Origin of the sequence: Marinimicrobium locisalis (assembly GCF_039822625.1) — a bacterium.
GTDB classification, from domain to species: domain Bacteria; phylum Pseudomonadota; class Gammaproteobacteria; order Pseudomonadales; family Cellvibrionaceae; genus Marinimicrobium; species Marinimicrobium locisalis.
The window spans coordinates 39,263-62,140 of sequence record NZ_JBDLLG010000021.1; the positions used below are offsets into that span (position 1 = coordinate 39,263).

A 22,878-nucleotide genomic window follows, 5' to 3' on the forward strand; every position below is an offset into this window, starting at 1 on the left:
CTCGGTTGGGCGAGTAAATTGAGCGTCTCGAAAAGCTGCCTTCAATGGCCATTTCAAGTACAATTGCGCCCTCTTCAAAACCCTCCGAACCTCTGAGGTCCTGATCGACATGCTGATTCTGCGCGGCGCCCCCGCACTTTCGTCTTTTCGCTCTGAAAAACTCCTAAGGGCTCTGCAGAGCCGAGTCCCCGCCATTACTGGCCTGAGCGCCGAGTACGTGCACTTTGCCGACCTTGACAGCCCCCTGTCTGACGAGCAGCGACAGACCCTGGAGCGGCTGCTGACCTATGGCCCCGCCCCGGAAACCGAGACCGGGCATGCCGGTCAGCTGTTTTTGGTGGTCCCCCGTCCGGGCACCATTTCGCCTTGGGCCTCCAAGGCCACGGATATCGCTCGCAACTGTGGCTTGGACCAGGTTCGGCGGCTGGAGCGCGGTACGGCCTTCTATATAGAAGGGGAGCTGGTCGAAGCGGATCGCCCCGCCGTGGCGGAGTTGATTCAGGACCGTATGGTGGAAACAGTGCTGTCCGAGCTGGAGCAAGCCAGCCGGTTGTTCCAGAAGCAGATGCCTGCGCCGCAAACCAGCGTGGATATTCTCGAAGGCGGGCGCGATGCCCTGGCCCAAGCCAACCGCGAGCTGGGGCTGGCGTTGGCGGACGACGAAATCGACTATCTGGTGGAGAGCTTTCAGGGGCTGGGACGCAACCCGGTGGATGTGGAACTGATGATGTTCGCCCAGGCGAACTCCGAGCACTGCCGCCACAAAATTTTCAATGCCTCTTGGACGCTGGACGGGGAAGACCAGCCTCGCTCTCTGTTCAAGATGATCAAAAACACCTACGAGCAGGGTGGCGAACAGGTGCTTTCCGCCTACGCGGACAATGCCGCCGTGGTGGGAGGCCCCACGGCCGGCCGCTTCTACCCGGACGCGCAAACCCAGACTTACAGTTTTCATCAAGAACCCATTAACCTGTTGATGAAGGTGGAAACCCACAACCATCCCACCGCCATTGCGCCTTTCCCCGGCGCGGGCACCGGCGCGGGGGGGGAAATCCGGGATGAGGGTGCCGTGGGCCGAGGTTCCAAGCCCAAGGTGGGTCTGTCCGGTTTTACGGTGTCCAATCTACACATTCCGGACTTTGAACAACCCTGGGAGCAGCGCTACGGGCGCCCCAATCGAATCGCCAGTCCGCTCGATATCATGCTGGAGGGGCCCATTGGCGGGGCGGCGTTCAATAACGAATTCGGCCGCCCCAACATCTGCGGTTATTTCCGCACCTTTGAAGAAGACTTTGATGGCGAACGCCGCGGTTACCACAAGCCGATTATGCTGGCCGGGGGTTACGGCAACATCAAGAGTGAGCATGTCGATAAACCGCCCTTTAATGCCGGCGCCAAGCTGGTGGTGCTGGGTGGCCCGGCCATGCTCATCGGCCTCGGTGGCGGAGCGGCCTCCTCAATGGATTCCGGTAGCTCCACGGAAGACTTGGACTTCGCCTCGGTTCAACGCCAGAATCCCGAAATTGAGCGGCGCTGTCAGGAAGTGATTGACCGCTGTTGGCAGCAGGGCGAGGGCAACCCCATTGCCTTTATTCACGATGTGGGCGCCGGCGGCTTGTCCAACGCCTTCCCAGAGCTGGTAAAAGACGGCGGCTGTGGCGGTCGGTTTGAGCTGCGGAAGGTCCCTAACGATGAGCCCGGCATGAGCCCGCTGGCCATCTGGTGCAATGAGTCCCAGGAACGTTATGTGCTCGCCATCCAGCCCGAGAACCTCGAACGGTTCGAGGCTATTTGCCAGCGCGAACGGGCGCCCTACGCGGTGGTGGGCGAGGCTACCAGTGAGCAGCACCTGCTGGTCAACGACACCCACTTTGAGGCCAAGCCGGTGGACCTACCCATGTCCGTCCTGTTTGGCAAACCGCCCAAAATGCACCGCACGGCCGAGCGCTACCAGGGGGCCACGCAAAGCTTTGAGACCGCCGAGCTGGACATAAACGAAGCGGCGGAACGGGTGCTTAAGCATCCCTCCGTGGCCAGCAAGAACTTTTTGATTACCATTGGCGACCGCTCGGTGACCGGCATGGTCGCACGGGATCAGATGGTGGGCCCCTGGCAGGTGCCGGTGGCCGACTGCGCGGTGACCACTGTCAGCTATGACAGTTACAAAGGTGAGGCGATGAGCATGGGGGAGCGTACCCCCACTGCTCTGCTGGATGCCCCCGCCTCCGGGCGCCTCGCCATCGCCGAGGCGATTACCAATATCGCGGCCACTCGCATCGATAAACTGTCGGACATTAAGTTGTCCGCCAACTGGATGTGTGCCGCCGGCCACAAAGGCGAGGATGAAAAGCTTTATCGGACCGTGGAGGCTGTGGGAATGGAGCTGTGCCCGGCGCTGGGCATGACGATCCCGGTGGGTAAGGACTCCATGTCCATGCGCACTGCCTGGCAGGAGGAGCGGGGCCAAAAGGCGGTGACCGCGCCGCTTTCGCTGGTGATATCCGCCTTCACCCCGGTGCTGGATGTCCGTCAGACCGTCACGCCTCAGCTGCGTATTGAAGACGGCCAGACCGATGTACTTTTGCTGGATTTGGGCAACGGCAAAAACCGCCTGGGAGGCTCCATCCTCGCCCAGGTGTACAACCAAGTCGGCGAGACCTCGCCGGACCTGGACGACGCCGCCCAGCTCAAGGGTTTCTTTGAAGCGGTTCAGGCCTCGTTGGCCGAAGGCCAACTGCTTGCCTACCACGACCGCAGTGACGGTGGCCTCTTCGCCACCCTGACGGAGATGATGTTTGCTGGCCACTGCGGCATGGACATTGACCTTTCCGGCATGGGAGAGGAGGCGTTGGCGGTTCTGTTCAGCGAAGAGCCGGGTGCGGTGATTCAGGTTCGCCGGGAAGACCGAGACGCGGTGCTGAGCCGCTTTGAAAAAGCCGGCGTGGCGGCCCGGGTCATCGGTGAACCCAACGATGAAGACTGGCTGCACATCCGCCAGGACGGGGAAATGCTATTTGATCAGTCTCGAGCCATTCTCCAGACCCTTTGGGCGGAAACCAGCTACCGGCTGCAGGCCTTGCGGGATAACCCCGAATGCGCTCAGCAGGAGTTTGAACAGCTGCTCAGTCACGACTCCGGCCTGAGTGCCGAGCTCAGTTTCGACCCGAGCGAGGACGTCGCCGCCCCCTATATCGCCAAGGGCGCCCGTCCGGCGGTCGCTGTGCTGCGGGAGCAGGGCGTTAACGGCCAAGTGGAAATGGCCGCGGCCTTTGATCGCGCCGGTTTCCAGGCCGTGGATGTACACATGAGCGATATCCTTGCTGGTCGTCGTTCCCTGGAAGAGTTCAAGGGCCTGGTGGCCTGTGGCGGTTTTTCCTATGGCGATGTGCTCGGAGCCGGGGAAGGCTGGGCCAAAACCGTGCTGTTCAATGCTCTGGCCCGGGATCAGTTCTCCGCCTTCTTCGAGCGGGGGGATACCTTTAGCCTGGGCGTGTGCAACGGCTGCCAAATGATGTCCAACCTAAAGTCCCTGATTCCGGGAACCGACCACTGGCCCCACTTTGTGCGCAACCGGTCCGAGCAGTTCGAAGCGCGTGTGAGCCTGGTGCGAGTTGAACAGTCGCCCTCGGTGCTGTTGCAGGGAATGGCTGGTTCCCACTTGCCGGTGGCAGTGGCGCACGGAGAAGGGCGAGCGGAATTTTCCGGCGCTCAGTTGTCCGAGTGTGATGGCAGCGGATTGGTGTCCGTCCGGTATTTGGACAACGAGCTTAATGTGACTGACCGTTATCCGGCCAACCCGAACGGGTCGCCCAACGGTATTACCGGTCTGACCAGTAAAGACGGTCGCGCCACCATCATGATGCCGCACCCGGAAAGGGTGTTCCGCACCGTGACTAACTCCTGGTACCCGGAGTCCTGGGGCGAAGATGGCCCCTGGCTGCGACTGTTCCGCAACGCCCGGGTGTTTGTCGGTTAAACGTTACGGACTGCGGGCCGAAGAAGGCTCGCATGTGTTAAGTCACTCGTTTGTAAATTCAGGTTAATAGCAAGTCATTAAAGAGAAGGAAAGCGATTATGCAAAGGCAGCGGTTGATGGGCATGGCTCGGCTGGTCTGCCTGGGGGTTCTGGTATGGGGGCTTCAGGCCTGTACCACTACCGAGGAAAAGCCAGAATCGGAGGCGGCGGAGGATAAGCCCGCCCGGACCGATTCCTCCGAAGTTCCCGAGGAAGCCTGGCTGGACCCCCGGCTGGATGGAGTGTTTGTGGTGCCCGGGGTGGATTTTGGTCGCTACCAGGCATTGTTGGCTCCCCCTTTGAATCTCGACCAGTGGCGCCCGGTCGGCAAGGAGCTGCCGCTGAAGGAGCTTAACCGTAACGACGAGCAGTTTATACGCCAGACTTATACCGAAACCTTGGTCCATACCCTGGTGATGCAGGGCGGGTACGAGCTGGCCATGGAGCCGGGCCCCGGGGTGCTTGAGGTTCGCGGAAGGCTCCAGCAGGGGCTTCAGGGCTCCGATGAAGGCGGTTTGCCCCGAGGAGCCGTGGTGATGTTGCTCACCCTGGACCTGCACGATTCCGAATCCGGCGAGTTGGTGGCGGCCCTGAGCGATCGTCAACCACTGGCTCGTTCGATCAACGAGCGAGCCAGCCAGTTGACGGCCATGAAGATACAGCAGGCATTTATCAATTGGATGGAGTGGTTTCGCCGAGAGCTAGATATGTTGCGCTCGGACGACTGAACCGGGAAAACGGACCATAAAAAAGGGCGATCCATCGGATCGCCCTTTTTTTGTGCTGGGAAAACCTCGAGGGGTTACTCGTGGTTAATCACCATTACATCGTCATCCAGCGCGGCAATCAGGCGCTCGGCGGTGTTGCCTCGGCGAGAGGTGGTCATGCCATTTTGACCAAGCGTGCCCATTACCACCAGGTCCGCGTTCACTTGCTCGGCCACCTTGGCCACCACTTCAGAGGTGTAGCCGTTATCCACGTGGATACGCTCCTGGGGCAGGTCGGTTTCCCGCACCAGACGACCCCGATCCGGGTAGTGCATGGAATCCAGGTAGCCGTTCACTACATGGAGCTCCGCGTTGTAGAGCTGAGCGTAGTGGCGAGCCTGTTCAAGAATGATTTTGTTGAGCTCGCGCTGGACATCCCGCTGAGCCTGGAAGTTGACGGCCGCGAGGATAACCTTGCGAGCCTCTTTGGCGCCGGGGCGAATCAGTACCACCGGGCAGTGCGCGCCTTTAAGTAGCTCCCACTTGGATTCGGTGAAGGTAAAGCGGGTGTAATTGACCTTGGCGTGGACGGGCAGGTAGATCAGGTCAGCACTGAAACGTTTGGCGGACTGCATAATGGAGGTCTGCCATTCGCTCGACCAGGAAACTTCGATCATGTACTCAATGCCCGCCTCTTCCAGCGGCTTCTTGATCATGTCGTCGAACCAGCGTTGGTCGCGGAACAGTTTGTCGTTGCTCGCTCGGGTGTCGACAGCATCGCCGTCCACGGCCACGAATACGTACACAAAAGGCTTAACTTCGAGTAGCTTGGCGGTCACCGCCACGCGCTCCAAAGCAATGTGTTGCTCGTCGTTGGGGTCGACAACGACAAAAATCTTCTGCTGAGGGGTTGTCATAGTGGCTCCTGCTGAGGTTCCTGTTCAATTCTGTGATTATTAGAAAGGCTTAGCATAGCAATCACGGAAATGTTTTTACAGCGAAAATTATCCCGCTGCTCATGGGGTTAGCGCCGATTTTGCTTTATCATAGTGTTAACTCTGCACTGATATAGGAGAGATAGCTATGCCCAATGACAAACAGTGGCAGCGCCGCACCGATGATTGGGTCAAGGCCAGCCATGAATCCCGCAAACGCAAGGAGGAGGCCCGCCGGCGCCGCAGCTCGGAGCCGACTCAGCGCAGCGGGCCCGTCCGCTAGCGGCTTAGTCCATTGGTCTCTCAGTCTTCCTGATCCTGGGCCGTACCCGGTAGCGGTGGGGTCCAGCCTCCCAGTTGTTTCCACTCATTGACGATGTAGCAGAACAGGTCGGCGGTTTTCTCGGCGTCGTAAGCGGCGCTGTGGGCTTCGCTGTTGCTGAACTCGATACCCGCTATTCGGCAGGCTTTGGCCAACACCGTCTGGCCGCAGGCCAGCCCCGCCAGCGTGGCGGTATCAAAGCAGGAAAAGGGGTGAAAGGGGTTGCGCTTGACCCCGCAGCGGGCCACGGCGGCGTTGACAAAGCCCAAGTCAAAATGCGCGTTGTGGGCCACCATCACCGCCCGGGTGCACCCATGGGCCCTCACGGACTTGCGAATCGCCCGCATTAGCTCGGGCATAACCATGGATTCGGGCTCGGCGGGGCGGTCCGGGCTTTCCGGGTCGATGCCGGTAAAATCCAGGGCGGCTTGCTCGATATTGGCGCCCTCGAATGGGTCGACGTGGAAGTCGAAGGTTTCATCCCGCCGCAAGGTGCCGTCCTCGTCCATGGTCAGGGTGACCGCGGCAATCTCCAGCAGAGCATCGGTCAGGGCGTTAAAGCCCCCGGTCTCTACGTCGACCACCACCGGTAGGTAGCCGCGAAAGCGGCTCGCCATGGGGGAGTTGGGGTCTTTGGCGGCTTCCGGCTGATTCACTGGGACCTCGTCTCGCCCGGAGTAGTCAAACGCCAGCTTAGGCTCTCGCCCGCCCCGAGGGGCACCAGCTTGTCTTCACCCATGGTCAGAGCCTCGGGCAGGGTCCACTCCTCTCGGCGCAGGGTAACCGAGTCGGTGTTGCGGGGTAGACCGTAAAAGTCGGGGCCGAAGTGCCCGGCAAAGGCTTCCAGCTTGTCCAGCGCGCCGGCCCGCTCAAAGGCTTCGGCATAGAGCTCAATGGCGGCGTGGGCGGTGTAGCAGCCGGCACAGCCACAGCTGGATTCCTTTTTGCTCTTGATATGAGGGGCCGAGTCCGTCCCCAGGAAAAACTTGGGGTTGCCGCTGGTCGCCGCTTCTATCAGTGCCTGCTGGTGCCGGTTGCGCTTGAGGATCGGCAGGCAGTAGTAATGCGGGCGAATGCCCCCCACCAACATGTGGTTGCGGTTGTACAGCAGATGGTGGGCGGTAATGGTGGCGGCCACGCGCTCGCCGGCCTCTTGAACAAAGTCGGCCGAATCCGCCGTGGTAATGTGCTCCAGCACCGTATACAGACCCGGAAAGTCGGCGACCAGGCGGCTGAAGGTCCGCTCCAGAAAGGTTTTTTCCCGGTCGAATATGTCGATGTCGCTGTCGGTGACCTCCCCGTGCACCAGAAAGCGCAACCCTTCCCGCTCCATCGCCTCCAGTACTGGGTAAAGGCCGTTAATGTCGGTCACCCCGGAGTCGGAATTGGTGGTGGCGCCGGCGGGGTATAGCTTGCAGGCCACCACGCCGGCCGCCTTGGCGGCGCGAATATCATCGGCGGTCGTCCGGTCGGTGAGGTACAGCACCATCAGCGGTTCGAACGCCCGGCCCGGGGGCAGGGCCGCCAGAATCCGCTCCCGATAGGCGTTGGCCATGTCCGCAGTGGTGACCGGGGGTACCAGATTGGGCATCACAATGGCCCGGCGGAACTGGGCGGAGGCATCGGCCACGGTGCGGGGCAGGGCATCGCCATCGCGCAGGTGGATATGCCAGTCGTCGGGGCGGGTGAGGGTCAGTTGCTGAGTCATGGACACCGCTTGGTTTGGGCTGGATTGAATCTAAGTGCGCGCATGCTACCAAAATTGCCGTTAAAGCGCAGCCACCGCGGGCCGATACAGCCTCTATGAGCCCAATTGTTTCAGTGGGCCGACGTTGAATGAGGGCGAGAGTTGATGAGAGCGTTAGGCCAAAGTCTGCGGCGCGCGAAGTGGCTGGTGCTGTGCTCGCTGATGGTAGCGGCCACGGGGGCGCGTGCGGAAGTGTTTGGCGGCCCGGTTGCCGATGCCCGCTGGGAGCTGGACGCCTCCATCTTCGAGTGCCGGCTTTCCCACTCCATCCCTCGATTTGGAGAGGCCGTATTTGCCCGGCGTGCGGGCGAGTCGCAGCGCTTTGTGCTCAGGCAGAACAATCGTTTTCTGGCCACGGGCGAAGCCCGCGTCCGCGTCGAGCACCCGGTGTGGCGCGAAACCGCCAGCGCCGAACCCCTGGGCCCGGTGGAGGTTCAGCTTGGCGCGCAAGCCGTTACCACTGATTGGCGATATTCCCAACGGCTCGCCGCCGAGCTGCGTGAAGGGCGGCGGCTGGTGTTCACGCGCGAGCCCTGGCACAGCCGGGAGACGCCGGTGGAGGTTATCGTGGCCCCGGTGGGCTTTCGAGCCGGTATCGACGCCTTCCACGCTTGCCTGCAGGACTTGCTGCCGGTGAATTTTGACCAAGTGGAGCGTACTTCCCTGAGTTTTCCGAAAGGGGCGCGGGAATTGCCAGAAGAGGAAGTGGAAAAACTGGAGCCCGTACTGCTCTACGCCCAAGCCGACCGGCGAGTGGACCGGGTGTATGTGGATGGCCATACCGACGGGGTGGGACTGAGGGCCGAAAATCTCGAATTGTCCCGGGAGCGGGCGGAAATGGTGACCGAGTACCTCGTGGACCGGGGCATTCCCGAGCGCCAAATAACCACCCGATGGCACGGCGAGCGCTATCCAGTGGCGACTAACCAAACGGCGGAAGGCCGGGAGGAAAACCGCCGGGTGACCATTCGTCTGGAGCGCTCCGGGCAATCCACCACCACCGCCCGCGCACCTTGATCTGGGGGCGCCCCGCCCCAACCATCCCATTAACGAGTTGAATCGCGAAACCACCGCTATCCCGTGCGGTGGCGTTGCGGTGGCTGGGGAATTTATGGCGCCACCTCCGGTCCAAGTGGGCCGGTTGACGCTATGTGGCGTTGTCAAAGGCCCGCGACGCCCGTTTGCTTTCCAGTCACTTTCATTTTGCCGTAATGATCAAGAGGAATCTTTCATGCCCCAGATCGGTTTTCGTCATTCGTTGATGGTGTATTTGACGAGCCTGCTGTGCCTATTGGTGCTCACCGCACCGGCTCAGGCGCGCTCTTTGCCCGACTTTACCGAGCTCGTGGAAGACCAATCCCCCGCGGTGGTCAAAATTACCACTCAGGGACGGGTCGAGGCGGGCGGCCGCACCCCCTACCGTGAAGATATCCCCGAAATGTTCCGGGAATTCTTCGAGCGCCGCATGCCCCAGGAGCGCGACGTACGCTCCATGGGCTCCGGTTTCGTGATTTCCGAAGACGGCTACATTCTGACCAACTACCACGTGGTTGAGGATGCCGAAAACATTTATGTTCGCCTGATCGACCGGCGCGAGTTTACCGCCGATGTTATCGGGTCCGATCCCCGCTCGGACCTGGCGTTGCTAAAAGTCGACGCGCAAGACTTGCCTTACCTGCGCTTTGCCGACTCGGACGAGGTGAAAGTAGGGCAGTGGGTGCTGGCCATCGGCTCGCCCTTTGGCCTGGATTACTCGGTCAGCTCCGGTATCGTCAGCGCCATCGGCCGCAGCATTCCGAGCCCCACGAACGATACCTATGTGCCGTTTATTCAGACCGACGTGGCCATCAATCCGGGTAACTCCGGCGGGCCGCTGTTCAACCTCGATGGCGAAGTGGTGGGCATCAACTCCCAGATCTACACCCGCTCGGGCGGTTCGATCGGGCTGTCGTTCGCGATCCCCGCCAGCTTGGCAAAAGACGTGGTGGCACAGTTGAAGGAAGGCGGGCGCGTCGAGCGCGGCTGGTTGGGTGTGATGATTCAGGAAGTCAGCCGAGACCTGGCCAGCTCCTTCGGGCTGCGCCGGCCCGTGGGCGCCCTGATCACCAATATGGACCCGGAGGGGCCGGCGGCTCAGTCCGGTCTGGAAGTGGGCGATATCATCCTGGAATACAACGGTCGGGAAGTGGGCGAGTCCGCTGACCTGCCGCCCATGGTGGGGCGCACAAAGCCCGGCTCGGAGGTTCCGATGGTGGTGATGCGCCGGGGTGAGAAGCGCACCGTTGATGTGGAAATTGGGCTGCTGCCCGATCGGGACGGCCAGGTCGCCAGCGCCTCGCCGGACTCCTCGTCCTCAGGGGATCCCTTGGGCCTGCAAGTGGAAGGGCTGCCCTCCGATGCCGAAGAGCGGGGTGTGTTGGTCAAGCAAGTGGCCAGAAGCAGCGCCGCCGCCCGCGCCGGCCTGCGCCCGGGTGATGTCATTACCCAGTTGGGCTACGAGCACGTTGACTCGGTCAGCGACTACCGCAAACTCGTTCGAGACCTGCCCAAAGACGAGCCGATCGCCGTGCGCTTCCTGCGCCAAGGCCAGCCGGCGTTCACCACCCTCAAGATTGAGTAGCTTGTCATGGCCCGGCCCTGCGCCGGGCCGTTTCTCCGCCCCTAACCGGATGGGGGCCGGTAGCGTATAACAGTAGGCTCTCGGCCTGTATGAATGGCTATTAAGGCTCGTTTTCCAGAATTCTGTGTACCCGCTCCAACTCCTCTCTACTTAAGTTGTCCAAGCTTCGCGCTACTCTGGGGTCATTACAATACGCCATTTTTTGGGCCCAGATGCTTTGGTTGATCCGGTTAATATCTACCAACTTGGTCTCGTTGCACTGGACGTAGCCGGCCTCCTTGAACTGATTTTGCCAGTAGGCTTTCGTGCCTATGGTACCGATAATAAGCAGTGCTGTGGCCGCAAGCATCATGTAGCCACTGGCGGTAAGGGCCTTCTTGTACGCTGTGGGATGGCTCTGGGCAAATGGAAGGCCGAAGGAAAAAACAAGAAGGCCCACTCCGGCTACAATCGAACCGGGCCAGTAACCATGTGTCGTCCTCATTACCACCACGGAATAGCCGTGGGATAGCATTGTGTGCTGCTCCCCCAGCTCAAGGACTAACCAGTAAGCCGGCGGAGCGATCAGGAAGATGCCTATGCTGAAAAGCAGAAAGAGGGCGCCTATCTTCTTTAACGTTAAAACCATCTTGGTGCCAATCTTTGTCGAAGCATGCGAACTTTGCTAAGGAATAGTAACCTCATTTGGCGAATGGCGAATTTTTTGCCTTCCTCGACCGTGTAATAAACACCGTCAAGTAGGGTTTCGTCCAGTTCGCCAATTTTCTTCTCATAGTCCTCGATGGTCTCCAAGAGCTTTTTGGCCAACCGGTTATCTTGGTCCAAGATCGAAAGACCCTCGCCCACTACAAGGGCCACAAAAATACCCACTGTGATCGGCAAAATGACCGGAATCGAGGCCGCAAACACCGCGGCGCCTGCTGCCACCCCTACTGCTGCCAGGTACCCTGCAATACTTGCAATGGCAATTTTTAACACGTCGGTGCTCAAATGAGTGATCCAATGGGTCCACCGGAACTCTTCGTCAAATAGCCATCGAATGGAGTTGAGGCTCACTGAGAAAATGACTGATACCAAGAACCCCGATCTCGCAGCCGCTTTTGCTGCCTTTCCGCCTATGCCGAACTTCATCATTTGGGTGTTGGTGGCCAAGTACCGTGTGCCCTTGATAATCTTTCGCAGCTTGTGGTTGCCCTTGAAAATGATGTACTGCTTCCCGTTCTTGGTCGTTATATAGTATTGAGTAAAGAGGCTCCCGGAGCGCGCCAAGTCTTTGCCGAGCGTGGCGAGCAACAAGCTACTCTTTATTGTGCTTCCGTAGTTTTGGGCAAAACCAAGGGTCTCCTGCGTAACGGATAGCCCGGTCAAGTCATTCAGCTGTTTAATCGCTTCTTCTTTGGGGACGCCCTCTGATTGCTTTGTGGCGAGCCAAAGCTCTACCATGCCAGGAGCGTCGAGCGTATAAATATCGACTTGCTGGTACTTGGAAGCGGCCTCAAGTTGGCTGCGTTGATGATAAGCGTGGGCTGACGGAGGGGGGTAGACCATAAACGAGCTCCCTGTCGGTGGATTCAAGCAAGATAGTACACAATAGGCAATGTCAATTGCAAAAGTGGCGTATATTGCTCTATTGAAGAGCTCTGCGGCCCATTATTCCAGAGGTGCTCCCCTGGTTTGGGCGCCAAAATTCGCGTATATGGGCCATTTGGCGCGGTCTCCGCCCTTAATTGGGGAGAGCGGGTTAGCACCAACTCAGGACTACACAGCACTGGTGCCTCGGACGGCTTGTCTGTTGTGGGCGCTGCGGGCCTGGGTATGCGGGTGAGTAAAGACGCGGTGGCTCGACAGCGGCGGGCGGCGCTCCATGGGCTAGGACGTCCGCTTGAACTAATCAGCTTCTCCGAGCTGCGGGTGGCCAGCGGCAGCGCTGCTGCCCGCGCCGGTTGCCGTGCGCTTCCTGCGCCAAGGCCAGCCGGCGTTCACCACCCTCAAGATTGAGTAGCTTGTCATGGCCCGGCCCTACCGAGCCCATAGCCGGGCCGGGCCAAATACGCTAAACTGCCCGCCTTTGTTCGGCGGCTGATGCCCCGCACTTGGTGGCGACCCCAGAGGTGACTTTTTGACCGTCACGTCGAGGGGCGCCGCCCAGGCACTGCCGCCGCCTTGCCATTTTTCAATCAACGACATAAGACGCCCAGTGACTGATCTCAGCCATATTCGTAACTTTTCCATCATCGCCCATATCGACCACGGTAAGTCCACCATTGCCGACCGCTTTATTCAGGTCTGCGGCGGGCTGACGGAGCGGGAAATGGCCGAACAGGTCCTCGACTCCATGGACCTTGAGCGCGAGCGTGGCATTACCATCAAGGCTCAGAGCGTCACCCTGAGCTACAAGGCCCGGGACGGGAAAACCTATCAGCTCAACTTTATTGATACCCCCGGCCATGTGGACTTCTCCTACGAGGTTTCCCGCTCGCTATACGCCTGTGAAGGCGCTCTGCTGGTGGTCGACGCGGGGCAGGGCGTGGAAGCCCAGTCCGTGGCCAACTGCTATACCGCCATTGAGCAGGGGCTGGAGGTAATTCCGGTACTGAACAAGATGGACCTGCCCCAGGCCGAGCCGGACCGGGTGGCTCAGGAGATTGAAGATATTATCGGCATCGAAGCCACCGAAGCGGTGCGCTGTAGCGCCAAGAGCGGGGAGGGCATCGAGGATGTGCTGGAAGAGTTGGTGCGGCTGGTGCCGCCGCCCAAGGGCGAGGTCGATGCGCCGCTTCAGGCATTGATCATCGACTCCTGGTTTGACAAGTATATGGGCGTGGTCTCGCTGGTACGGGTGACCCAGGGGACCCTGAAGGTCAAAGACAAAATTGTGACCAAGTCCATCGGCAAATCTCACGTGGTGGACAGCCTCGGGGTGTTCAATCCCAAGGCCACCAACCTCAAGGAGCTGAAAGCGGGGGAAGTGGGCTTTGTAATCGCCGGGATTAAAGAGATTCTGGGGGCCCCGGTGGGGGATACCCTCACCCACGCCAATAGCCCCGATACGCCGGCGCTGCCCGGCTTCAAAAAAGTGAAGCCCCAGGTCTACGCCGGCATGTTCCCGGTGGACGCGGATGACTTTGAAGACTTCCGAGAAGCCCTCTCGAAGCTGACCCTGAACGACGCCTCGCTGTTTTTCGAGCCGGAAAGCTCCGACGCCCTTGGCTTCGGCTTCCGGTGTGGCTTCCTGGGCATGCTGCACATGGAGATCATCCAAGAGCGGCTGGAACGGGAATACGACCTGGATCTGATTACCACCGCACCCACGGTGGTCTACGAAGTACTGACCACCAAGGGCGAGACGCTCTATGTCTCCAGCCCCTCGGCGCTCCCGGATACCGGCGATATCGAAGAGATGCGCGAGCCGATTGTCGAGGCCAACATCCTGGTGCCCCAGGAATACCTTGGCAACGTTATCACCCTGTGCAGCGAAAAGCGGGGGATGCAGAAAGATATGCAATACACCGGCACCCAGGTGGCGCTGCGCTACGACATGCCGATGAACGAAGTGGTCATGGACTTCTTTGACCGCCTGAAGTCCGCCAGCCGCGGCTTTGCCTCTCTCGACTACAGCTTTGACCGGTTTGAAACGGCTAACCTCGTGCGCCTGGATGTGCTGATTAACGGCGATAAAGTGGATGCCCTGGCGCTGATTGTCCACCGGGACCATTCCCAGAGTATTGGTCGCTCGTTGGTGGAGAAAATGAAAGAACTGATCCCCCGGCAAATGTTTGACGTGGCGATTCAGGCGGCCATCGGCGGGAACGTCATTGCCCGCTCCACGGTCAAAGCCTTGCGCAAGAACGTGACCGCCAAGTGTTATGGCGGCGATGCTTCGCGCAAGAAAAAGCTGCTGGAAAAGCAAAAGGCCGGTAAGAAGCGCATGAAACAGGTCGGCCGGGTGGAGATTCCCCAGGACGCCTTTCTAGCGGTGCTTAAGGTCGACAATTAAGGCAATGGCGAATAACAACCAATACGGACAGCAACAGGAACGCGAATGAGCAGTATAAACCTACCCCTGATTCTGACTCTGGCGGTGTTCGTCACCGGCCTGGTATGGCTATACGACCGCCTGGTGCTGTCCCGCCCCCGCAAACAGGCGCTGGAAGCGGTGGAGCAACAGTTTGCCCGGGCTGACCTAAAAAATGGTGCTCAGCGCAAAGCTTATGAAGAGGCACGGGAAGCGGCCGGCCGGGAACCGGTTTGGGTGGAGTATTCCAAATCCTTTTTCCCGGTGCTGGCGCTGGTGTTCGTGCTGCGCTCGTTTATCGCCGAGCCGTTTCAGATCCCCTCCGGTTCCATGGAGCCCACCCTTGAGATCGGTGATTTCATTGTGGTGAACAAGTTTACCTACGGCATCCGCCTGCCGGTGTTGAATACGGAAGTGATTCCGGTGAACGACCCCGAGCGGGGCGAAGTCATGGTCTTCTTCCCGCCCCACCAGCCGGATACCTACTTTATTAAGCGGGTCATCGGGCTGCCGGGGGATACCGTCACCTACAGCGACCACCAGTTGACCATCAATGGTGAGCCTGTTCCACAAGAGGTGGTTGAGGTGAACCGGTCCGCGCCGAACCCCTATCGAGTTGTCAAAGAGACGCTGGGAGACAATACTTATACCGTGCGCAAGCACCTGACCCCTGGCCGTTACAGCCGCCACGGCTCCTGGACGGTGCCGGAAGGGCATTACTTCATGATGGGCGACAACCGGGATGGCAGCTTTGACAGCCGGGGCTGGGACGAGCTGAACGGGGACCCCAACAAGAATTTCAGCTTTGTGCCCGAGAGTGAGATAGTCGGCAAGGCCTTCGCAATCTGGATGCACTGGGATTCTCTGTTCAGTGTGCCCAGCTTCGAGCGGGCAGGTACCATTCACTAGCAGGCTAAAATATAAGCACCCCGCCAACCGTTGGGCGCTTAAAAACAAGAGGGCGAGCGGATGCAATTACCAAAGCAGCAAAGAGGCATGTCCACCCTGGGGGTGGTGTTTGTTATTCTGGTGGCGGTCGCCGTGGTTTTCACCGCATTCAAAGTGGTACCGCCCTATGCGGAGAATCGCTATATCTCCTCGGCACTTAAGTCTCTGGCAAAGAACAATCCCGACTTGTTCAGCCTGAGCCCGTCGCAAATCCGCTCTCAGTTGACCAAGTTCTACACCGTCAACAACGTCCGGACCGAGGGGCGCAAGAACATCGATATCGACAAGCACGCCAGCCGTGTGGTCATTACCATTGCCTACGAGGAGCGGATCGACTTCGTCCGCAATATCGATTTGGTCTTTTCCTTCAACAACCAGCTCGACAGCTCGGCACCGGAGCAGTGCTGTACGCCGTTGGAGCGAAACCTCAGTAACGACTAGTGTCCGATTTACTCAAAAAACGTCTTCAGCAGCGCCTGGGCTACCACTTCCGTGACCCGGCCCAACTGGACCTGGCCCTGACCCATCGCAGTCACGGTGCCCACAACAATGAACGCCTCGAATTTCTGGGCGACTCCATCCTGAACTTTATCATCGGCGAAGCCCTGTTTCGCCGCTTCCCCGAAGCGCGAGAAGGGCAGCTCAGCCGGTTGCGCTCCCAGATGGTCAAGGGCGAAACGCTGGCGGCCATTGCGGTCGAATTCGACGTGGGGGAGTGCCTACTGCTCGGGGAAGGGGAAATGAAAAGTGGCGGAAGCCGTCGCGAGTCCATTCTGGCCGATACCGTCGAGGCGCTAATCGGCGCAATCTATCTCGAATCGGGCTTTGAAGCCTGTGCCGAACGAGTCAACGCCTGGTACCGGGAGCGGCTCGACGCATTATCGCTGGCCAGCCCCGCCAAAGATGCCAAGACCCGGCTGCAGGAATTTTTGCAGGCCCACAAACTGCCCCTCCCGGAGTATAACGTGGTTGAAGTGGAAGGAGAGGCACACGCTCACCGCTTTACCATCGAGTGCCGAGTGGCGCCGCTGAAAGAAGCCGCACGGGCCCGGGCCAACAGCCGGCGGGTCGCGGAAAAGCAGGCCGCCGCCGAGGTACTGGAACAACTGCAGAAACTTGAATTGAAACCCAAGCGCAAGGGCTAACCATGACCGAAACTCAAACCCCCAGCCGGTGCGGCTACGTGGCGATTGTGGGCCGGCCCAATGTGGGCAAGTCCACCTTGCTCAACCATATGCTGGGCCAGAAAGTCAGCATTACCTCGCGCAAGCCGCAGACCACGCGCAACAATGTTCAAGGCATCAAGACCGAAGGGCCGAATCAGATTATCTTCGTCGATACCCCCGGTCTGCACCAGGGCCAGAAAAAAGCCATCAACCGCTACATGAACCAGGCCGCCACCACCGCCATTAAAGATGTGGATGTGGTGGTTTTTATCGTGGACCGGCTCGTCTGGACCGACGAAGATGAAATGGTGGCGCAGCGTCTAGAGAATCTCAGCTGTCCGATTATTCTCGCGATCAACAAAGTCGATAAAGTCGAGCAAAAAGAGAGCTTGCTACCCCACCTGCAGGCATTGGGCGAACGCTTCCCCACGGCGGAAATCATCCCGCTGTCGGCCCTGAAGAACACAAACCTGGACCGGCTTGAGCAGTTGCTTGTCGAGCGCCTGCCCGAAGGCGTGCACTTCTATCCGGACGACCAGCTCACCGACCGAAGCTCCCGCTTTATGGCAGCGGAAATGGTGCGGGAAAAAATTACCCGTCAGCTGGGGGATGAGCTGCCGTACCAAATGGCGGTGGAAATCGAAGAATTTAAAGACGACGGGCGAGTGCTCCACATCTCCGCCCTGGTCCTGGTCGAGCGGGACGGGCAAAAGCGAATCCTCATCGGCGAGCGGGGCGAGCGCATTAAACAGATCGGACAACAGGCACGCCTGGATATGGAAAAGCTATTCGAGCAAAAAGTCATGCTCAAGCTCTGGGTCAAGGTTAAATCCGGCTGGTCCGATGACAGCCGGGCGCTGCGCAGCCTGGGCTACGACGACGTATAAGCCCGGTCACGACCATGCGCATTGAATTCCAGCCCGCGTATGTGTTGCATACCCGCCCTTACCGGGACACCAGCCTGCTGGTGGACCTGTTAACGCCGGACTACGGCCGAGTCGGCGCCGTCGCCAAGGGCGTGCGCCGCGGTAAAAGCCAGCGCCGCCCACTCCTCAATCCCTTTACGGCCGTGCTGGTGTCCCTCACCGGCAAGAGCAACCTAAAAACCCTCACCGCCGTGGAAGCCGACGGCCCCAGCCTCCGGCTTACCGGCCTGGCGCTCTACAGCGGATTCTACGTCAACGAACTGCTGGTACGCCTGCTCGGCGAGCAAGACCCCAACCCGGCCATTTTTGATGATTACCGCTGGACCATGCAGGCTCTCTCGACCCTGAACGGCGACACCCCGGAACCGCTACTGCGCCAGTTTGAATGGCGCCTGCTGGAGCACCTGGGCTACGGCATCAGCTTCACCGAAGAAGCGGAAACCGGCGATGCCATCGCACCGGACAGCCTCTACCGCTTCGACCCGGAAGCGGGCTTCATCCCCACCTACAGCAGCCGCGACCCGAGGGAAACCCCCAAGCTCTTCATCGGTGCTGATTTGATCGCCTGCGCCAACTTAAACTTCGCTCAGCCACAAACCTTAGCGGTGGCAAAGCGCCTAAGCCGTTTGATGCTGCATCCTCTCTTAGGCTATAAGCCTTTGAAAAGTCGGGATTTATTTAAATGAAACTTTTGCAAGTAGAGTCCGGCAGAGACTTGATTAGTTTTGTGTGTTGCAGAAGAGAGCATGTTTTCGTAGTATTCACAACTAAGGGTGTCTGGGCAGACAGTTCTAGAATAAATTTGGGTCGTGAAGGATGTGCATAATAAAAACTAATTTCTAGTTTAATACACTCCTTAACTAACTCTCTATTTATCTCGTTAGAGTTCAATGGTGGTCCTGCCTTTGTGTCGGAGCTCTCACGGTTAACCTCGTAGAGTTTCCGCGCCTCAATCTGTAGTACAAGCATACATCGTCAAGAGCTAATGGGACCCCTGTGCTAGCTTGGTGTGTATGTAGTGACATAGGTATTTGGCCATTTACCTGGCTTAAACTAACAGCGTGCTTTATCCATAAAGGGACGAGTATATGCGCAACTTCAAACAGCTAAGATCATTGAAAGCCTGTACTCTAGGTACTCTTTCTGTCTTGCTTCTTTCGTTGTCATTTCCAGCTTCATCTGATAACCAGTGGCATTCATCAACGATAAAGAAAGTTTACCCTTTCCAAAATGGTGCTTTCGCAATCATTTTCGATGAACCTTCCAGGTGCAATAAAGACAACGGCTATCATACTGTTAAAGCGGGGTCAAATGGAGTGACGGAGGAAGCGGTTGATCGCTTTTTGTCAGTGGCCTTAACGGCGGGGTCATTGGGCAATAAGTTGTTCATTTACTACGATGATACTCACCCGAACTGTGCGGTTCGAAGGCTTAATGTTGCATTTTAACATAAATATACACTTTAGTTTAAGAAGGCATTTTGTCACCCTCTTTGCAACTGTCAGACAAATTTGAAAAGAGGATTTCGTTATGCCGATTCGCTGTATTAGATCTCTACGATCGTCACTTAATGAAATTCTAAATGAAAGTTGACGAATTCATTGAGGGTCGGGTTTTGTCAGTAGTAAATAAAATAAAAGTGATCGCAACTGTTCGGCCCGCGGTAACGGGGAAGTTGTTTGTCGAATCTGTTTCAAAAAAAGCTTTTCGGTCATTCTTTATATCTCGATATGAAACTGCTTTATTTATGCCCAAAACGGGCAGATCGTCCGGCTAGGAGGGGGGCGCCCTGTTAGGCCGATGATGAACAAACTCTATGTGGAAGTGCAAATAGATCATGAAAAAGTTTCCAGCGATATTAATAGTTATGCTTACTCCCTTAATTTCGGCATGTGAGAAGGTGGTGGATCTAAGTTCATCTGAAAAAGCCCAAAATGACTATATTAATAAGCTTTTCTGTACAACTAGTAATCTATTTTTGTATGAGGGTAGTACGGCAGGAAGGGACGACAAGAGGCTGGGAAGTCACTACTTAGCTAGCTATCGCGGAGATCCTGAGGAGTCTTTAGATGAACACATTGATCTTGCGTCGAAAGGAGGGGGGTTTGATAAGAGTCGCATAGTTAAGATGATAAAAGAAGGGGCCTACGTGGATATAGAAAAGCTTTTCTTCTATAAAACAATTGGTTGTTGTTCGGGCTATGTTCCTGTTGGGAATGTCGAAGGCTTTGGAAAAGAAAGAGTTGATATGAGTGTTTTGTTTGTGTCTAAACCTAGCTCCTCATCTTCACCGTTCTCTGATTACGGGGTCGAATCGGATTTAAAATATAGCTCCATGTACGTTAGGCCATGCAACTAGAAGAGGAACTTGATTGGTGCTGAATCCACGTACAGTGAACCAGTGAGTTTTTTATGAAAAATGGCGATGATGTAGAATGTTGTTTATGTCTGAAAGTAGAGTGATGTTTTTCATTGCAGCCTTTTGTTTGAGGCGATAACTAATAGTTTGGGGGTGATTTATGTTTTTGGGCACTTTTAAGTGGTTTTTAGTTTTCTGGATCTTTCTTGTAAGTTCAGCTAACGCTACCTCGGAGTACTGGGATGTTCCTAAGCCCGAAGGGTCTGGTCTACCGCTCCCCGATACTATTCAAATTCCAACAAGTGAGACTGGCCTGATCCCCATTTCTGTCGGGTCTGTTATGTTCTTCGTCCCTAAAGCCTATGAAGATGATGGTTCTGTTCGTGGTGGTGATGACGATGGAGACGGTGTAAGGGAGGGGGTTCTGGCTGCTATAAATCGTGAGTATCAGGGTGATCCGGTTAGTAGAAAGCATGCGTTTATTCTCTCTAAAGCTATAGGAGAGCTTCTTTCAGGATCTTATAATTTGCCCGCTCGTAAGCGCCTTCTAGGATATATGGATTCGATCGACAGGTGCATAAACGAGAGGGGTGGCGTCTCTGGAAAGGAGTTTGTGATGCGAGCTCAACTAAATAACTCAGCCCGAATTAGAGCGTTTCTCGAGCTATCATATGCTGCGCTGAAGGGTCCTAATAATGTTCCCAGGTTCTTTCTTGAATGCAAGTAATCGGTAAAGGATACTTTTGTGAAAATTCGATTAATTCTAGTTGTGATGCTTCTTTTATCTAGTGGTTTTTCGGTCGCTCAAATCGAAGGGTATGAGATATATTTTATTAATGGAATGTGGAACACTGAGCCTCAGGCGGAAGCAGCCACTATTAACTTAAGTGATTCAACAGGGCTTCCAGTAACTTGGCTGAGAAATGATAAGCGAGGGTGGTATGGATGGATGGATCTGGTGGATGTTCTCAAAGAGAAAGCTTCAGAAAGCCCCTACACTAGAGTCGATAAGTTTCTTGCCGAACACTTTTGGAGTTTGTACTTTGGAAGAGATGATGCAAAGTACTGGGTGGAGTATTCTGAAACTCTGATGAAGTATAACGACGTTGGAGTTTGGTCTAGAGGGAATTTTCTTTCTATGAGATCTCGAATATTAACTGATATAGGGCAGCAAAAGCGAATTATTCTGGTAGGGCATTCTCAGGGAAATTTTTTTGTAAATAGTCTTTACAATGATCTTTTGAACAGTGACTACTCGTACGAAGCTGATAACTGTATTGGCAGTGTGGGCATAGCCAGCCCTTTATCGAACAAGCCTGGAATGTACTTCTATGTGACAAACACAAAAGACTTAGTGATAAATGCAATTAGGCTACGTTACTCTGTCCTAGGGGCGAATATTAAATTGCCTTATACGAGTGACGATAAAACGGGCCATCAACTGTATACGTACTTGGAGCGATTTGCGGCGTCAAGAGACGCAGTGTCTGCGCATATCTGGGATCATTTGGACTATTTGAATCAGACATGCTTTTACAAATACAATATTGACATTTCCGTTGACCAGAATGACCCTTTTTACTTGAGGGTTGAGAATAATGATGATAGAGACTTGAAGGGGCCCGCGACAATCGAAATAATCCGCCCTGACGGGGAAAAGGATATTTATAATTATCCACGGGATAACTTGATAGTTGATTCAGGTAAAGCCTATGTAATGAACACAGGTGGTTTTGGAAGCACAAAGCTTGATAGTCCCGATACTCATCGAATTACTTTGAGAGTTAGGGATCCAAAAGATAAAAATAAGATATTGGCAGAAGAGACGATCTCTCATGCCCCTGGCGCTGATCCAGATCCTGAGCCGTGCCCAGAACCGCTATCCACTTCCGGGGGTATTGAGGGCTATGATGGCTGGCTTGACTTGGGGGAGGAGTCGGGTTGGGTTTATGGAATGTTTGAAGCGTTTTTAATCCCAGATAATATTGCGGTATTTAGTGAATCCGGTAGAAAGCTTTGGTCAACCGCACAGTTCTTCAGGGGAAGGAAGGAGGTGATGTTTCACCATGATCCAGATGAGGAAGGGAGATATGTGCGCGTTCAAGTGTACGCAAAATATACTAATACTGAATGGGAATTAGAGTTGGATTGTCCTTCAGTCTATTGATTATGGAATCGACAACTTGTGGAGCTGGGGTATCGTGTGTATCTTTAAAGTTATGCTGTTTGTAGGGTTGTTTGGATTGTCTTTTTTTGTTGAGGCAGGATCATACGTAGAGGGGAGGCAGGTTAGGTCGGTCTTTGGATCTGGAGTCATCAAGTTCGGTGTTAATAATCCGCCGTCCGATACATGCGATTATTACAATCGGACGTTTAAGTTTGACTCTAGAACGGAGAACGGAAGGACTATACTAAGCATACTCCTCGCGGCAAAAATGGCCGGAAAAGATGTCAATATTTGGTACTCTCCAAGCCCGAAGCCGGGAACCAGCTCGGAAAATGGCTGCAGTATTGCCGATATGGCGACAATAAATGAAATTGGCATTGATTAAGTTTCTCGGGGAGTTTCTGAATAAAGTTGCTTCAAAGTTTATAAGTTTCGTTTGGTTTTAAAGGATATGTATGAAAAGTTCTCTGATAATTGGTGTGTTCTTTACGGTTCTGTCGGCTGTTGGTTCGGTTTCTGCTGCGCAGTGGACGGATAAGGTAAGTGTTTCAAGTATGACTGGAAGCCGAGTGGATGCTGAGCAGTCGATTAGTATCTCTGGTACCTGCGTTCAGAGTCAGTTAGCGTTTATTAGCCCAAGTCGGTCGAATCATAAGGAAATGGTGTCTTTACTGTTGGCGGCGATGATGGCGGATAAAGAGGTTAAACTGTATTGTGATGATTCCTGCGCAAGCGGCAACCGTTGTAATGTACTAAAGGTAAAGATTTTTAAATAGTCTGAGTGCGCGAATTCGTAGTGTTAAGCTGTAAGAATCGAGTTGGCAAGTTTGGTGTGCGATAGGGAAGGTGCGTAAAAAGCGTAGTGTAAACATTCACTGTTCGCTCCTTTATCGCACGCAAGGGCTTTGCGTCATTTTTTAAATATAGTTATTTTTTAGGCGCGGCAGCATC

General features: G+C 56.0%; 21 protein-coding genes. 16 read left to right on the plus strand and 5 right to left on the minus strand.

From position 1 onward, the window contains the following. Positions 1–109 precede the first annotated feature (109 nt). Both purL and AAE514_RS13805 read left to right on the plus strand, forming a co-directional pair. Positions 110–3,976 (plus strand): phosphoribosylformylglycinamidine synthase, encoded by a 3,867-nt coding sequence (gene purL, locus AAE514_RS13800; protein ID WP_347332138.1) that lies wholly within the window; start codon positions 110–112, stop codon positions 3,974–3,976. Between the two features lie 98 nt (positions 3,977–4,074). Continuing rightward, positions 4,075–4,743: a DUF3313 domain-containing protein gene (locus tag AAE514_RS13805; RefSeq protein ID WP_347332139.1), complete on the plus strand. Its 669-nt coding sequence runs from the start codon at positions 4,075–4,077 to the stop codon at positions 4,741–4,743. Positions 4,744–4,817: 74 nt separating this feature from the next. Here the strand turns inward: AAE514_RS13805 and AAE514_RS13810 are convergent, their stop codons facing one another. Beyond that, on the minus strand, positions 4,818–5,639 hold the full coding sequence (locus tag AAE514_RS13810) for a universal stress protein (RefSeq protein ID WP_347332140.1): 822 nt from the start codon (positions 5,637–5,639) through the stop codon (positions 4,818–4,820). A gap of 166 nt (positions 5,640–5,805) precedes the next feature. Here AAE514_RS13810 and AAE514_RS13815 point away from each other — a divergent pair, with 166 nt between their 5' ends. Further along, the gene (locus tag AAE514_RS13815) at positions 5,806–5,940 is read left to right on the plus strand and encodes a hypothetical protein (RefSeq protein WP_347332141.1); all 135 of its coding nucleotides are present in this window, start codon (positions 5,806–5,808) and stop codon (positions 5,938–5,940) included. A gap of 20 nt (positions 5,941–5,960) precedes the next feature. Here the strand turns inward: AAE514_RS13815 and rnt are convergent, their stop codons facing one another. Both rnt and pyrC read right to left on the minus strand, forming a co-directional pair. Further along, positions 5,961–6,596 carry a ribonuclease T gene (gene rnt, locus AAE514_RS13820; protein WP_347332189.1) on the minus strand — a complete coding sequence of 212 codons (636 nt, stop codon included), beginning with the start codon at positions 6,594–6,596 and terminating at the stop codon, positions 5,961–5,963. 35 nt (positions 6,597–6,631) lie between these two features. Further along, positions 6,632–7,687, minus strand: coding sequence for a dihydroorotase (gene pyrC / locus AAE514_RS13825; RefSeq protein ID WP_347332142.1), 1,056 nt, complete (start codon positions 7,685–7,687; stop codon positions 6,632–6,634). Positions 7,688–7,831: 144 nt separating this feature from the next. Between pyrC and AAE514_RS13830 the strand changes: the two genes are divergently transcribed. Then, positions 7,832–8,743, plus strand: a complete 912-nt coding sequence (locus AAE514_RS13830; RefSeq protein ID WP_347332143.1) for a flagellar protein MotY — start codon at positions 7,832–7,834, stop codon at positions 8,741–8,743. 214 nt (positions 8,744–8,957) lie between these two features. Continuing rightward, complete coding sequence (locus AAE514_RS13835; RefSeq protein WP_347332144.1) at positions 8,958–10,346, plus strand: DegQ family serine endoprotease; 1,389 nt, start codon at positions 8,958–8,960, stop codon at positions 10,344–10,346. Positions 10,347–10,446: 100 nt separating this feature from the next. Here AAE514_RS13835 and AAE514_RS13840 read toward each other — a convergent pair whose 3' ends face one another. Together AAE514_RS13840 and AAE514_RS13845 are read right to left on the minus strand one after the other, a co-directional pair. Then, on the minus strand, positions 10,447–10,974 hold the full coding sequence (locus AAE514_RS13840) for a DUF1240 domain-containing protein (RefSeq protein ID WP_347332145.1): 528 nt from the start codon (positions 10,972–10,974) through the stop codon (positions 10,447–10,449). Then, on the minus strand, positions 10,965–11,894 hold the full coding sequence (locus AAE514_RS13845) for a hypothetical protein (protein WP_347332146.1): 930 nt from the start codon (positions 11,892–11,894) through the stop codon (positions 10,965–10,967). Before AAE514_RS13845 ends, AAE514_RS13840 begins: the two co-directional genes overlap by 10 nt. Positions 11,895–12,543: 649 nt before the next feature. Between AAE514_RS13845 and lepA the strand changes: the two genes are divergently transcribed. The 11 genes from lepA (at position 12,544) to AAE514_RS13900 (ending at position 22,703) form a co-directional block, all read left to right on the plus strand. Further along, complete coding sequence (gene lepA, locus AAE514_RS13850; protein WP_347332147.1) at positions 12,544–14,343, plus strand: translation elongation factor 4; 1,800 nt, start codon at positions 12,544–12,546, stop codon at positions 14,341–14,343. A 45-nt stretch (positions 14,344–14,388) separates the two neighbouring features. After that, complete coding sequence (lepB, locus tag AAE514_RS13855; protein ID WP_347332148.1) at positions 14,389–15,270, plus strand: signal peptidase I; 882 nt, start codon at positions 14,389–14,391, stop codon at positions 15,268–15,270. A gap of 60 nt (positions 15,271–15,330) precedes the next feature. Continuing rightward, positions 15,331–15,750 carry a DUF4845 domain-containing protein gene (locus tag AAE514_RS13860; RefSeq protein WP_347332149.1) on the plus strand — a complete coding sequence of 140 codons (420 nt, stop codon included), beginning with the start codon at positions 15,331–15,333 and terminating at the stop codon, positions 15,748–15,750. After that, on the plus strand, positions 15,750–16,454 hold the full coding sequence (gene rnc, locus AAE514_RS13865) for a ribonuclease III (RefSeq protein WP_347332150.1): 705 nt from the start codon (positions 15,750–15,752) through the stop codon (positions 16,452–16,454). Before AAE514_RS13860 ends, rnc begins: the two co-directional genes overlap by 1 nt. A 2-nt stretch (positions 16,455–16,456) precedes the next feature. Continuing rightward, positions 16,457–17,362: a GTPase Era gene (gene era, locus AAE514_RS13870; RefSeq protein WP_347332151.1), complete on the plus strand. Its 906-nt coding sequence runs from the start codon at positions 16,457–16,459 to the stop codon at positions 17,360–17,362. Between the two features lie 14 nt (positions 17,363–17,376). Beyond that, positions 17,377–18,087 (plus strand): DNA repair protein RecO, encoded by a 711-nt coding sequence (recO, locus tag AAE514_RS13875; RefSeq protein WP_347332152.1) that lies wholly within the window; start codon positions 17,377–17,379, stop codon positions 18,085–18,087. A 402-nt stretch (positions 18,088–18,489) separates the two neighbouring features. Next, positions 18,490–18,849 (plus strand): response regulator receiver protein, encoded by a 360-nt coding sequence (locus tag AAE514_RS13880; RefSeq protein ID WP_347332153.1) that lies wholly within the window; start codon positions 18,490–18,492, stop codon positions 18,847–18,849. Positions 18,850–19,238: 389 nt separating this feature from the next. After that, positions 19,239–19,760, plus strand: coding sequence for a hypothetical protein (locus AAE514_RS13885; protein ID WP_347332154.1), 522 nt, complete (start codon positions 19,239–19,241; stop codon positions 19,758–19,760). A 160-nt stretch (positions 19,761–19,920) separates the two neighbouring features. After that, positions 19,921–20,487, plus strand: a complete 567-nt coding sequence (locus tag AAE514_RS13890; protein ID WP_347332155.1) for a hypothetical protein — start codon at positions 19,921–19,923, stop codon at positions 20,485–20,487. Between the two features lie 18 nt (positions 20,488–20,505). Further along, a complete protein-coding gene (locus AAE514_RS13895; RefSeq protein WP_347332156.1) occupies positions 20,506–21,927 on the plus strand; it encodes a hypothetical protein in 1,422 nt (473 codons plus the stop codon). A gap of 455 nt (positions 21,928–22,382) precedes the next feature. Further along, complete coding sequence (locus AAE514_RS13900) at positions 22,383–22,703, plus strand: hypothetical protein (RefSeq protein WP_347332157.1); 321 nt, start codon at positions 22,383–22,385, stop codon at positions 22,701–22,703. The last annotated feature ends 175 nt before the right edge of the window (positions 22,704–22,878 follow it).